This window comes from Luteimonas qiangzhengi (assembly GCF_039548515.1).
Classification (GTDB): domain Bacteria; phylum Pseudomonadota; class Gammaproteobacteria; order Xanthomonadales; family Xanthomonadaceae; genus Luteimonas.
The window spans coordinates 12474-24704 of sequence record NZ_JBCLVE010000010.1 but is presented as its reverse complement, the minus strand read 5'-3'; the positions used below and the strand labels follow the sequence as shown (position 1 = coordinate 24704).

General features: G+C 66.3%; 12 protein-coding genes and 1 tRNA gene. 2 read left to right on the top strand and 11 right to left on the bottom strand.

Annotation, left to right across the window (positions count from 1 at the left end):
- Positions 1 to 11: 11 nt before the first annotated feature.
- Positions 12 to 2378 (top strand): hybrid sensor histidine kinase/response regulator, encoded by a 2367-nt coding sequence (locus WCE59_RS08745; protein WP_343258370.1) that lies wholly within the window; start codon positions 12 to 14, stop codon positions 2376 to 2378.
- Positions 2379 to 2384: 6 nt separating this feature from the next.
- Here the strand turns inward: WCE59_RS08745 and bfr are convergent, their stop codons facing one another.
- The 3 genes from bfr to WCE59_RS08730 all read right to left on the bottom strand — a co-directional run bounded on the left by bfr (position 2385) and on the right by WCE59_RS08730 (position 3881).
- Positions 2385 to 2855, bottom strand: coding sequence for a bacterioferritin (gene bfr, locus WCE59_RS08740; RefSeq protein WP_343258369.1), 471 nt, complete (start codon positions 2853 to 2855; stop codon positions 2385 to 2387).
- Positions 2856 to 2968: 113 nt separating this feature from the next.
- The gene (locus tag WCE59_RS08735; RefSeq protein WP_343258535.1) at positions 2969 to 3196 is read right to left on the bottom strand and encodes a (2Fe-2S)-binding protein; all 228 of its coding nucleotides are present in this window, start codon (positions 3194 to 3196) and stop codon (positions 2969 to 2971) included.
- Positions 3197 to 3275: 79 nt separating this feature from the next.
- Positions 3276 to 3881 carry an RNA pyrophosphohydrolase gene (locus WCE59_RS08730; protein ID WP_343258368.1) on the bottom strand — a complete coding sequence of 202 codons (606 nt, stop codon included), beginning with the start codon at positions 3879 to 3881 and terminating at the stop codon, positions 3276 to 3278.
- Positions 3882 to 4092: 211 nt separating this feature from the next.
- On the opposite strand from WCE59_RS08730, the gene WCE59_RS08725 reads away from it, so the two are divergent.
- Positions 4093 to 4169: transfer RNA gene (locus tag WCE59_RS08725), tRNA-Met, on the top strand.
- Positions 4170 to 4467: 298 nt separating this feature from the next.
- Here WCE59_RS08725 and WCE59_RS08720 read toward each other — a convergent pair.
- The 8 genes from WCE59_RS08720 to WCE59_RS08685 all read right to left on the bottom strand — a co-directional run bounded on the left by WCE59_RS08720 (position 4468) and on the right by WCE59_RS08685 (position 12228).
- Complete coding sequence (locus WCE59_RS08720) at positions 4468 to 4911, bottom strand: hypothetical protein (RefSeq protein WP_343258367.1); 444 nt, start codon at positions 4909 to 4911, stop codon at positions 4468 to 4470.
- 101 nt (positions 4912 to 5012) lie between these two features.
- Entirely contained in the window at positions 5013 to 7037 is a 2025-nt protein-coding gene (locus WCE59_RS08715; protein WP_343258366.1) for a nitric oxide reductase activation protein NorD, read from the bottom strand.
- A 12-nt stretch (positions 7038 to 7049) separates the two neighbouring features.
- Positions 7050 to 7850 carry a CbbQ/NirQ/NorQ/GpvN family protein gene (locus WCE59_RS08710; protein ID WP_343258365.1) on the bottom strand — a complete coding sequence of 267 codons (801 nt, stop codon included), beginning with the start codon at positions 7848 to 7850 and terminating at the stop codon, positions 7050 to 7052.
- A 3-nt stretch (positions 7851 to 7853) separates the two neighbouring features.
- A complete protein-coding gene (locus WCE59_RS08705; protein ID WP_343258364.1) occupies positions 7854 to 9221 on the bottom strand; it encodes a cbb3-type cytochrome c oxidase subunit I in 1368 nt (455 codons plus the stop codon).
- A 37-nt stretch (positions 9222 to 9258) separates the two neighbouring features.
- Positions 9259 to 10101 (bottom strand): c-type cytochrome, encoded by an 843-nt coding sequence (locus WCE59_RS08700; protein WP_343258362.1) that lies wholly within the window; start codon positions 10099 to 10101, stop codon positions 9259 to 9261.
- Positions 10102 to 10111: 10 nt separating this feature from the next.
- Positions 10112 to 10237, bottom strand: coding sequence for a hypothetical protein (locus tag WCE59_RS08695; RefSeq protein ID WP_343258361.1), 126 nt, complete (start codon positions 10235 to 10237; stop codon positions 10112 to 10114).
- Positions 10238 to 10328: 91 nt separating this feature from the next.
- Positions 10329 to 11036, bottom strand: coding sequence for an ABC transporter ATP-binding protein (locus WCE59_RS08690; protein WP_343258360.1), 708 nt, complete (start codon positions 11034 to 11036; stop codon positions 10329 to 10331).
- A complete protein-coding gene (locus tag WCE59_RS08685) occupies positions 11029 to 12228 on the bottom strand; it encodes an ABC transporter permease (protein ID WP_343258359.1) in 1200 nt (399 codons plus the stop codon). Before WCE59_RS08685 ends, WCE59_RS08690 begins: the two co-directional genes overlap by 8 nt.
- Between the last annotated feature and the right edge of the window lie 3 nt (positions 12229 to 12231).

The window sequence follows — 12231 nt, the reverse complement described above, 5'->3', positions numbered from 1 at the left end:
CGGTGGCCATCATGCTGCTGCTGGATTTCACCGGCCTGGCCGGCCCGTGGCAGGGCATCACACTGCTGCTGGCGCTGCTGACAGCGCTGGCCATCGGCGCTGCCACGTATCTCATGCAGCGCACTGACCGGGAAATCGAAGAAGCCCGGGAGCAGATGCGCCACAGCGAGACCGAGCGCACGGAGCTGCGCGAACAGCTCGCCCGCCATGCCGAGCTGGAACAGCAGCTGCGCCATGCCAAGCGCACCGCCGAAGCCGCGGTGATGGCCAAGGGCGAGTTCCTGGCCACCATGAGCCACGAGATCCGCACCCCGCTCAATGGCATCGTGCCGATGCTGGACCTGCTGATGCACGCGCGCCTGGCCGCGGACCATGCCGAGCTGGTGCGCACAGCACACACGTCATCCCAGCACCTGCTGCGCATCGTTGACGACATCCTTGATTACTCCAAGCTCGAAGCCGACAAGCTCGAGCTGGAAAGCACCGCCTTCAACGTGCGCGAGCTGCTGGAAGAAGTGATCCAGCTGATGGAGCGCCCGGCGCAGAGCAAGGGCCTGCGCATGCACCTGCAGATCGACTCGAGCGTGCGCCTGCCGGTCCGCGGCGATCCGGTCCGCCTGCGCCAGGTGCTGGGCAACCTGCTCAGCAACGCGGTCAAGTTCACCGAACGTGGATCGATCACGGTGAGCGTGCGCCGCATCGGCGAAAGCACCGCCCAGCACCAGCTGCGGTTCGAGGTGCGCGACACCGGCGTGGGTATTTCCAAGGCCGCCCAGCCGCGCCTGTTCCAGGCTTTCAACCAGGCTGATGCCTCCACGACCCGCCTGTACGGCGGCACCGGCCTGGGCCTGGCGATCTCCAAGCGCATCGTGGAGTTGATGAACGGCCAGATCGGAGTGGATTCGGAAGCCGGCCAGGGCGCCACTTTCTGGTTTGAAGTGCCCATGCTCAAGGTCCAGGGCGACATGCCCTCCCATGAGCGGCTGGCCGATGGCGGGCGCCTGCTGCTGCTCAGCGCCGATCCGCGCCTACGCCTGCGCCTGTCCATGCTGCTGCCCAACTGGGGCCTGCGAATCAGCGCGGTGGAGACGACCCAGGAGGCACTCAACCGCCTGCGTACCGCAGCAAGCCAGGGCGCACCGTGGGCCTATTCGATCGTGCTGGCCGATCTTGCCGGCATGCGCCACACGGCCCTGGCCCTGCACCGCAACCTCGGCCGCCAGGCCATCTACGGCGATCTACAGCTGGTCTGCCTGTATGGAGACGATGAGGTGCCCGAAGAGCTGCGCCGCAGCGCCACCGTGCTCAGCCGCCAGGCACCCGACGCGGACCTGCGCGCCGCCCTGGTGGGCGAGCCGGAAGACCGGCCGCTGATGGCGGTGGACGTGGACGCGGACTACGAGGAGCCGGTGGAGCCCCCTCCTGCACCCGCCCCGGCGGAGGTGACGGTAACCGAGCCCGTCACCCGCCCCGCGCGCACCCCGCGCGTGCTGCTGGTGGAAGACAACCCGGTCAACCTGATGGTCGGCCAGCGCCTGCTGAGCATGCTCGGCATCACCTGCGACACCGCCGGCAACGGCGAGGCCGCCCTGATGCGCATGTCCGCATCGCGCTACGACCTGGTGCTGATGGACTGCCAGATGCCGGTGATGGACGGCTACACCGCCAGCCGCCAATGGCGCGAGAGCGAGGCCGGCTCGGGGCGCCGCCTGCCGATCATCGCCATGACCGCCAACGCCATGGCCGGCGATCGGCAGAAATGCCTGGACGCCGGCATGGACGACTATCTGCCCAAGCCGGTCACCCGCAGCGAGCTGGAGCGCTGCATCTATCACTGGTGGAACCCGGATACGGCTCCTGTCGACGAGGCAGAGGCGGAGGCGGACGCCCAGGAACCTGCCGCAGACAACACGGAGGTCGAAGCCGACACGAAGCCGCGCTTTGATCACCCCGAACCAGCCAGCCCCGTTGCCCTGGAACTGGAACCCCTCGCGGCGACTGCGAGCCCCGCCTCACCCACCAGGCCGCCGGCGCCACCGGTGATCGATGAAGAAGTACTGGATGAACTGCGCAACATGCTCGGAGACGAGGTCGAGCACCTGATCGACCTGTTCCTGGAAGACACCCCCAAGCTGTTGGCGCGGCTGGAGATTGCCGCCGCCAAGCCGGACTACACCGCCCTGCGTGACGCCGCCCATTCGCTCAAATCGTCCAGCGCCAACCTGGGCGCCATGCTGCTTTCCGCTGCGGCCAGACGGATTGAACAGGGCGCACGGGAAGGCAAGCTGGAGCGCCCGGCGGTGGCCGTGGCGGTGGTCGTCAACGAGTTCGGCAGGGCCCGGCGCCAGCTGCGTTCGCGCAGCGACGCCGTCACCTGACCCGAATCAGTCTTCCATCTGCCCCTGCAGATAGTTCTCCATGCCGACCCGCTCAATCAGGTCAAGCTGGGTTTCGAGCCAGTCCACGTGCTCCTCCTCATCCTCGAGGATGTCGACAAACAGCTCGCGACTGACGTAATCGTTCACTTCCTCGCAGTAGGCGATGGCATCGCGCAGCAGCGGGATGCCTTCCAGCTCAAGGGCCAGGTCGCAGTCGAGGATCTCACGCGGACCCTCGCCGATCTTCAGCTTGCCCAGGGCCTGGAAGTTGGGCAGCCCCTCCAGGAACAGGATGCGCTCGGCCAGCTTGTCGGCGTGCTTCATCTCGTCGATCGACTCTTCGTACTCGTGCTTCGCCCAGCGCAGCAGACCCCAATGCTTGAGCATCTTGGCGTGCAGGAAGTATTGATTGATCGCGGTCAGTTCGTTGTAGAGCGCCTTATTGAGGAACTCGATGACCTTCTTGTCGCCTTTCATGGGGGCACCTCCGCCAGCGGTTTCAGGCACCACTGTACCGCCACGGCGAATCCCATGGCGGAACGCGAATCGTGATCATTTAGGCCCGCAAGCGGACCTGGCCTGATTGCCGCTCAGGCGGCTTCAGCGATGATCGGCAGCGCGAGTGGCGCTGCCTCAAGGGCGTCCTGTGCACCGCGGCCGTGAACTTCATTCAGCAGTCCGCTGGCGGTTTCGATGCAGGAGCCGCAGCTCGAACCGCATCCGGTGCGCATCGTCAGTTCCGACATCTCCTCGCAACCGGCCGTGGCCGCATCGCGGATTTCGCTGTCAGTCACCCCGTGGCAAAGGCAAACATACACAGTGCAAAGACCGATCCGGGAAACGGCCTCCATTGGAACCCAGTCGAGAATGATTGTCAATTACGACCGCAAACGGTTCTCAGTTCGTGCCGGGCTTGCGGCCACGCGCACGCTCACCCACCGGCGCCCTGTCCTGCTGCGGGCGCTTGCGGCGCAGCCCATGGCGACGCGGCGGATCGAACTTCCGCGGAGGGACGGCCGCGCTCCCCGCCACCTGCCGCGCAAAGGGCGCCAGGTGGCGCAGCGCACCGGCGTACACCCCGCGCTTGAAGGTCACCACGTTTTCCATCGGGTACCAGAAATCCACCCAGCGCCAGTGGTCGAACTCCGGCTTGTCGGTCAGGTCCAGGCGCAGGTCGGCCTCCTGACCGGTGAACTTCAACAGGAACCACACCTGCTTCTGGCCGATGCACACCAGCTTGTCGTTGCGGCGGATGGCCCGCTGCGGGAGCCGATAGCGCAGCCAGCCCGGCGTTGCGCCAAGCACGGCCACATGGTCGGGGAGCAGCCCGGTTTCCTCGCGCAGCTCGCGGTACATCGCCTCCAGCGGCGTCTCGTCGGTGTTCATCCCGCCCTGCGGGAACTGCCAACCGTCACGACGCACGCGTCGGGCCCAGAACACCCGGCCGTCGGCATGCATCAAAACAATGCCGACGTTGGGCCGGTAGCCGTCCGGATCAATCACGACACGGACTCCGAAAATATACTGTCATCGACTCTGCCACGCCCCGCGCCCGTCGACAAGCGGCACCTGCAAGGATTGACGCCGACACCAGAAGCATGGAAAATTGAGGGTTCGCCGCGCCGCTGCGCGCAGGCCCGATGGCTATGTAGCTCAGCCGGTTAGAGCACAGCACTCATAATGTCGGGGTCAAGGCGTACAATTTTGGAATTCTGGCTATGTAGCTCAGCCGGTTAGAGCACAGCACTCATAATGCTGGGGTCGGTGGTTCGAGTCCACCCATAGCCACCAGGACTTCCATTAAAAACAACGTGTTAGATGAAAAGGCCCGCCATTGACGCGGGCTTTTTTGTGCCCAAACAGCGGGCACGAACCGGCTCGGGTCACCCGCCGACGAAACATTGACCCATGAGCCTCCAATCGGCCAAAAATGGGTCGTGCCCAGTTCGTGCCGGCGGTCCCGCGCCTGAGTCATGCAGGCTCTCCGGACTCCCGGCGGCCGAAATGACCCCGACACATGTGCCCGTCTCGAAGTTGCACACCGGCGACTCCAAGGAGAGGCCTGAGGGACTAGGCTGCCTAGACCTCTTCACCTACCAGCTGTGGGATCGACGTGATCGCAGCCCCTGAGACCGCCGCGCGGGATAGTTCCCCGCCGCTCACCAGCCTCCGAGACCAGGCCCACGGACGCATCCGGTGCGTAGTCGCGCTGGAACTGTTCCACCTTTTTCATCAGCGAGTTGGAGGCGCGCCCCGCCACCACCACTACCGCCAGCGGACGCATGTTGAACTCGGCGGCATAGCGGCTCGCCTGGAGGATGGCCTGCGCCAGCAGTGCGAGCACGCGATCCGGGCGCCCCTCAGCCACAGATTTCAGTCCCACGGCGTACCGCAACATCCCTTTGCGGGCAACCAGATCGGGGTGGAACTGCTCTATTGCAGGCTCAATATCGACCGCCCAGCCGTCGGCCTCCATCAAGGCGATCAGTGGGCCGGCCACTACACTTTCATGGGGCCGCGAGGCGCTACTCATGGAACCGCTCCTACCACGGCCAAGGTATAAACCACGGCCGTGTTATCTACCTTGGCCGTGGTAGTTGCATTTAGCGGACGGATCGTAGAACTCACCACCCATCACCGCGCCAACAACCTCCGCGTCCAGTCCAACAGCACCATCGGCAACCGCTCGGGCGCCGACAGCACCGCGTAGTTGTCCGGGCCGAACACCTTGGGCAGGTAGGCCGGCGCCTGCAGGTCCACCGTCAGGCAGAACGGGAAGATGCCCTGCAGGCGCGCTTCGGTCACCGATTGGCGCATGTCCTCGACGCCGAAGCGGCCGTCATAGCGGTCGGCATCGTTGGGCTTTCCGTCCGACAGCATGAGCAGCAGGCGGTGTTCGGCGGGCTGGCGCATCAGCATTGCGCTGGCGTGGCGGATGGCGGTGCCTGCGCGGGTGTAATGCTCCGGCTCCAGGCCGGCGATGCGCAGCGCAACCTCCGGCCCATAGGGTTCGTCGAACGCCTTGAGCATGCGCATCGACACCCCGTGCGGGCCTTCGCCGGAGAAGGCATTGACCGAAAACGGTTCGCCCAGCCCCTGCAGGGCCACGCAGACCAGCAGCAGCGCCTCGCGCTCGACGTCGATCACCCGGCGGCCGTCGCCGATGAAGCCGTCGGTTGAGCCGCTGGCATCGACCAGCAGCGAGATCGCGATGCTGCGCCGGCCGGGGCGACGCGCTTCGTACAGGCCTTCACGCAGGAAGCCGCCGGCGCGCAGGTCTGCACGGCCCTCGACGCAGGCATCGATATCGATGTCCTCGCCCTCCGTCTGCCGACGAAGGCGCACGCGCTCGGGCCGCAGGGCTTCGAACTGGCGGCGGATGCCGTCCAGATGCGCGCTGTGGCGGGCCAGGGTGGCATCGACCCAACGGGGGTCACCGGCCGGCGACGACAGCATCCGCACCGTGGTGGCGTCTTCGATGTAGGACCCGTCCGCGTGGTTCCACTCCGGATAGCGAAAGCGGGTTTCCCCCTCTTCCTGATCCTTGAACTCCATGATGGCGCGACTGTCGGGCGGGTCGTCGGACAGCAGCACTTCGCGCGGCGGGTCGGGCGCAGCCACCATCCGCGTGGAGGCCAGTTCGGAGAGCATGTCGCCGTACTCTTCGGCGCCGGTTTCATCATCGCGGTCGACCGGGCGCTGCAGGCCAAACGGATCCTCGGCCACTTCGTGCGGGGCATCCTGCTGGATCATCCACACACCGGGGTCGCCGGGCTTGTCCTCGTCTTCAAGTGCTTCGCGCTGCTCGGGACGCCGCTCCATCCGTGCGCTGCGCACTTCCTCGGGCGCCTCCCCGGGCTCGGCCGCTCGGCCTTCCAGCACTTGATCCCTGGCAACGGTGGTCGCGCGCAGTTCCCCCGTCCACCAGTCGCGATACAGCGGCATCGGCCCCAGGCGGCGGCATTCAACCAGATCGATGTTCCATTCCTGCAGCAGCTCGCGGGCGCTGGCGATCGAGTCCTCCACCGGACCCGGCAGGTCAGTGTGGCGCTGAAGATCGCCGCCCAGGATGCCGCATACCAGTCGCTCCAGCGGCTGCCTTGCAGGGGCCAGCTGGTCCAGCGCCGGGCGCGCCTGCAACGCCAGCCGGCGCAGCCGCCGCAGCGCGGGCAGCAGGCCCGGGAAGCGGTGCGCCACCTCCTCCTCCACGGCCTGTGCCTCCAGCACCAGCGCAGTATCGCGAAGCAGCGGCCGGGGCTGGGCCAGGATGGCCGGCGCGCTTCCGCGCCGCGTGCGGAAAGCCTGCTGCAGTGCCATCGCGCGGTACAGCTCGGATGCCTCGCCCGCGTCGCAGGTGCCCAGGTGCGCAGGAAGCCAGATGGTATCGGCGCTGGCCGCCGGGATCGGCTGCCGGTGGCGCGGATAGTTGGCCGGGTGGAACAGCCGGTGCAGCATCGTCGGCCGGGCCGGCGGCAATGCCACCCGCATCGGCAGACTGTCGCCGCAGGCGGCAGAGAGCAGCAGGTCCAGGCGCCGGACCAGCGATGCGAGCGCTACGGGTTCGTCGGGATCGTGCGGGTAGTGCCGGCGCCAGGTGTCGCGCATGAAGACCGTGGCGTGGCGCGCCACGTCAATGACAAGGTCTTCGGGCTCGGACACGTCGGCACCCGCCTACGGAAACATCGCGTCGACCAGTTCCCGCATTGCGCCGAGCAGGGTCGGGTCATCGCTCAGCGGTGAGATCACCGCGGCGTTGCATGCCTCACGAATGCCGATGCCGCTGGCCACCAGTCGGCCGGCGGCAATCAGCAGCCGGGTGCTGGGCACTTCGGCCAGGCCGCGGTCGCGCAGTGAGCGCACGCGGCCTGCCAGTTCAACCAGTGCCACCGCGGTGCCGCTGTCCACGCCGCTTTCTGCCGCGACGATCGCCGCTTCGGCCGGTGCGTCCGGGAAATCCAGGCCGATGGCGACGAAGCGCTGGCGCGTACTCGGCTTGAGGTCCTTGAGCATGCGCTGGTAGCCGGGGTTGTAGGAAATGATCAGCTGGAAGCCCGGCGCGGCCTCCAGGGTTTCGCCGGTCCGGTCGATCGGCAGGATGCGGCGGTAGTCGGTCAGCGGGTGCAGGACCACGATGGTGTCCTGGCGCGCTTCCACCACTTCATCCAGATAGCAGATCGCGCCCTCGCGCACGGCCCGCGTCAGCGGCCCGTCCTGCCACACGGTCTCGTCGTGACGAATCAGGAACCGGCCAATCAGGTCGCTGGCGGTCAGGTCGTCATGGCACGAGACGGTGATCAGCGGCCGCCCGAGTCGCCACGCCATGTGCTCCACGAACCGGGTCTTGCCGCAGCCGGTCGGCCCCTTGAGCATCACCGCCAGGCCACCGGCGTGACACTGTTCGACGATCTCGACCTCGTTGCCCGAGGGCAGGTAGTACGGCTCGGCCGCGGCCGGCCTCAGGCGCTCATCCACCAGTTATCGATCCCCTGGCACAACGGGCCGGTCTTCAATCGCATCGTCGATCACCACGAACTGCGGCCGGTACCGGAAGAAGTCGAAGATGAACATGCCAACGCCGGTCGCGAAGATCGTCGCGGTCAGGATCAGCATCAGGAAGTGCACCTGGATCTTGAGCTGCGCATCCAGATAGCCCATCCCCATGATCCGCTCCAGATACACCTGGGCGATGCCCGCGGTGCCGAACGACAGGGTCATTCCGAACATACCCGACACCTGCAGCCAGAACGCCCAGTAGCCCAGCGGAGAGTACTTGTCCTGGGGCCGGTTGGTCAGGCCCGGCAGGGCGTAGGTGATCATTGCCATGATGATCATCGCGTAGGCGCCGTAGAACGCGGAGTGGGCATGCATCGCGGTGATCAGCGTGCCATGGGTCCACTTGTTGACCGCGGGCCAAGTGTGGGCCAGGCCCAGCAGACCGGCACCGAACAGGGCGAAGATCGCACTGCCGATGGTCCAGTGCAGGGCCAGCGTGTTCGGGTGCTTCACCCCGCCTCGTCGCATCGCCGCGTAGGCGTAGATCGCCATGGCCGCCAGCGCCAGCGGCTCCAGCGCGCTGAAGAAGCCGCCGACCGGCAGCCAGATGTGCGGCACGCCCACCCAGTAGTAGTGGTGCGCCGTGCCGAGGATGCCGGCAATGAACACCAGGCCCACGATCACGTACAGCCACTTCTCCATCACCTCGCGATCAATGCCCGACAGGCGGATCAGCAGGTAGGCCAGGAAGCCGGCCATGATCATCATCCACACGCCCTCGACCCACAGGTGGATGGTCCACCAGCGGTAGAAAATCGAGACGGTGTAGTTTTCGTAGTACAGCAGCGCCGGGATATAGAGCACCGCCGAAAGCCCCAGGCCCAGCAGCAGCACCCCTTCCGTCGTGGTCAGCCGCCGCGCCTTCTTGATCGTCATGCCGATGTTGTAGAGGAACATCACCATGCAGATGACGATCACGATCTTGTGCGGCAGCGGCTGCTCGAGCAGCTTGTTGCCAGTGCCGTAGCGGAACAGGTAGCCGATCACCGCGGTCACGCCCATCAGCGTCCACAGGCCAAGCTGCCAGTAGGCGAGCTTCACGCTGTACAGCTCGGTGCGCGATTCATCCGGCACCAGCCAGTAGGTGGCGCCCATGAAACCGGTGAGCACCCACACGATCAGCAGGTTGGTGTGGATGGTCTTGGTGACGTCGAACGGGAGGATGTAGAGCAGCGGGTCCGGCCCCAGGTACTTGGTTGCAGACAGCAGGCCGAACACGATCTGCAGCCCGAACAGCACCATGGCCACGGCGAAGTACCAGTAGGCAACGGATTGGGACCTGTAACGCATGGAAATCTCCCCGTGCAGGCGCTGGGCGCCGGCTGTCTCAGTTCAACGTTGCAAGGAATGCCACCAGCTGGTCGATCTGCTCATCGGTCAGCGTGTCCGGATAAGTGTTGGGCATGAAGGAGGTTCCCTCCGCGGAGAACATCGCCCCCGGCACCAGGTGGGCGCTCGGATTGACGATCGCTTCGCGCAGATAACCCTCAACGTCGGTCGCACTGCCGGTGTATTCGGCGGAGGCGAGGGTCTGCTCGGCGGTCCGCGCGATGTGGGCCATCGACGGGCCGGCCAGCTGCACGCCCGGCTGCAGCGAATGACAGGCGGTGCACACCGGGACCGTGGAGCGGAACAGGTGCTCGCCGATCGCGCGCGGATCGCTGTCCGCGCTCACCGGCCGGACCTCCTGGGCGATAGCCGCGCCCACGCCTTCACCCTGCGTGGCCACGTTGACGCTGCCACCAGCCACCAGGATCGGCCGCGGCGGCCACCCCTGGTTGTCGACGTTGGCCACCCAGTCGAGGAACTTGATGAGGTCGTGGATCTCCTTCTCGCTCAGGTCCTGGGTGGGCATGAGCCGGCGATGGCGCTGCTCGTCGTAGAACTGCGAGGGATCGCGCATATAGGCCGTGAGGTAGGCCTCGCCGCGGTGCTGGGTGATCTTGGTCAGGTCGGGGGCGTAGTAGGCGCCTTCACCAAACAGGGTGTGGCAATTGATGCAGTTGTACTTGTGCCAGACATCCTTGCCGTGGGTCACCTCGGGAGTGATGTTCTCCGCATTGGTGAGATCGCCAAAGCGCATGTGGCTGTGGATGGTCAGGCCAACGAAGGCGATGGCGGCCAGGGCCGTGCCCACGATGGCGAACATTCGGGATTGCCGCTTGTTCATGGGTCCTTCCTCAGACGCGGATCTCGGGCCAGTAGGAAATCGCCGTGTAACCGGCGTACACGGCCGCCATCACCATCAGCAGCAGTACAACCTTCCCTGTCCAGCGAAGGATCGACTCAAGGCTTGTCGCGTTCATTCGACTGCTCCCCGACCTGTGCGGGACCCACTGTGGCACTACTTGACACGATGCGCATTGTGCACTGCGGGATTTGCGACGCAGGTCGCGCCTACTGGTCGCGGGTCTCGTCGGAAACGATATGCCCGTCGACCAGGGTGAGCGTGCGGTCGCACTGTTCCGACAGGCGCGGATCGTGGGTGACCACCAGCACCGCGCAGCCGAACTGTTCGTTGAATCGGCGCAGCAGCGCGAACACGTCGGCCGCGGTCTTGGTGTCCAGGTTGCCGGTAGGCTCGTCGGCCAGCAGCAGCGAGGGACGGGTGACCAGGGCGCGGGCGATGGCCACCCGCTGCTGCTGGCCGCCGGACAGCTGGTCGGGCTTGCGGTCGACGTACTTTTCCAGCCCCACGTCCGCCAGCAGGCCGCGGGCGATATCGGTCACTTCGCGGTCAGGGCGGCCGTTGGCCACCATCCACGGCATCAGCACGTTTTCCAGCGCGGTGAATGCGCCGATCAGGTGATGGAACTGGAACACGAAGCCGATATGCCGACCGCGCAGGGCAGTGCGCGCCTCGTCGTCCATCTGGCGGGTGGGCTGGCCCTGCAGGTAAAGCTCGCCGTCCGTGGGACTGTCGAGCAGGCCGATCAGGTTAAGCAGGGTGCTCTTGCCGGACCCCGACGGGCCGACCAGGGCGGAGAAGTCGGCGCTGTCCAGGCGCATGTCGATGCCATGCAGCACTTCGACTTCGTTCGGCCGGCCGATGTTGTAGGACTTGCGCAGCCCCTCCAGCCGCAGCACTTCGGCGGCGTCAGCCACGGATCGCCTCCACCGGATCAAGCCGTGAGGCACGTGACGCCGGCACCATGGCCGCGCCGACCCCGGCGATGGTGGCCAGCGCCATCGCCGCCGGCACCAGGGTGGGTGGCAACGGCACGTCGAACAGGCCCGGGCCAAGATTGTTGAACGCCCACACCAGGCCGAAGCCGGACAGCGCGCCGATGGCCGAACCCGCCATGCCCAGCACCGCGCCCTGCACCAGGAACACGCGCAGCATCTGCCGCCGGCGGGTGCCCATGGCACGCAGGATGCCGATCTCTCGGGTGCGCTGGGCCACGCTCACCGCCAACACGCTGGCAATGCCCAGCGCGACCGAGATCGCCACGAAGAAGCTGATCATGTTCGTGGACATACTTTGCGAGCGCAGCGCGTTCATCAGCTGGGCGTTGGTTTCCATCCAGCTCTCGGCTTGCAGCCCGGTCAGCCCATCCACCCGGCCTGCCATGCGGTCGGCGGCAAAGAGGTCTTCTACGGTCATGTCGATCACGGTCACGCCGCCCGGCAGGCCGAGCAGCGACTGCGCCTGCTTCAGGTCCACGTACACATAACGGGCATCCAGCTCACGCACGCCCAGCTCGAAGATGCCGGCCACGTTGACCACCACATCGCCACCGTCGCCCGCCTGGAGCCGCAGCTTGCCACCCACCCGCAGGCCCAGATCCTCGGCCAGCTTGCTGCCGATCACTGCATTGCCCGAACCGACATCCAGCCGCCCTTCCACCATGCTTTCATGCAGCGGGATCACCTGCAGATAGCGGTCGAGATCAACACCGACCAGGGCCACGGACTCCACCGCTTCGCCGCGGCGCCCGAACGCAGGCCCCGACACGATCGGGGACACGGCGATTACCCCCGGCAGGCGATCCAGTACGCCCACCACCTGCAGCCAATTGTTGATGGGTCGCAACGCCTGCGGGCGCGGATCCTCCAGCACCAACTGCAGGGTTCCGGCAGCGGCCGGGGCAACCCGGTTCACCTCACGCGGCGCTTCCACCCGCACGTGCGACTGGGTGCCCAGGGTGCGCTCGATGATGTTGTCCTGCAGGCCAGCGATCAGCGCGGTCACGAACACGATCACCGCCACGCCCACCGCGATGCCGAACAGGATCAACAGCGTCTGCGCCCGGCCCTGGCGCAGGAAACGCATGGCGATGGTGGTTTCGATCCACATGGC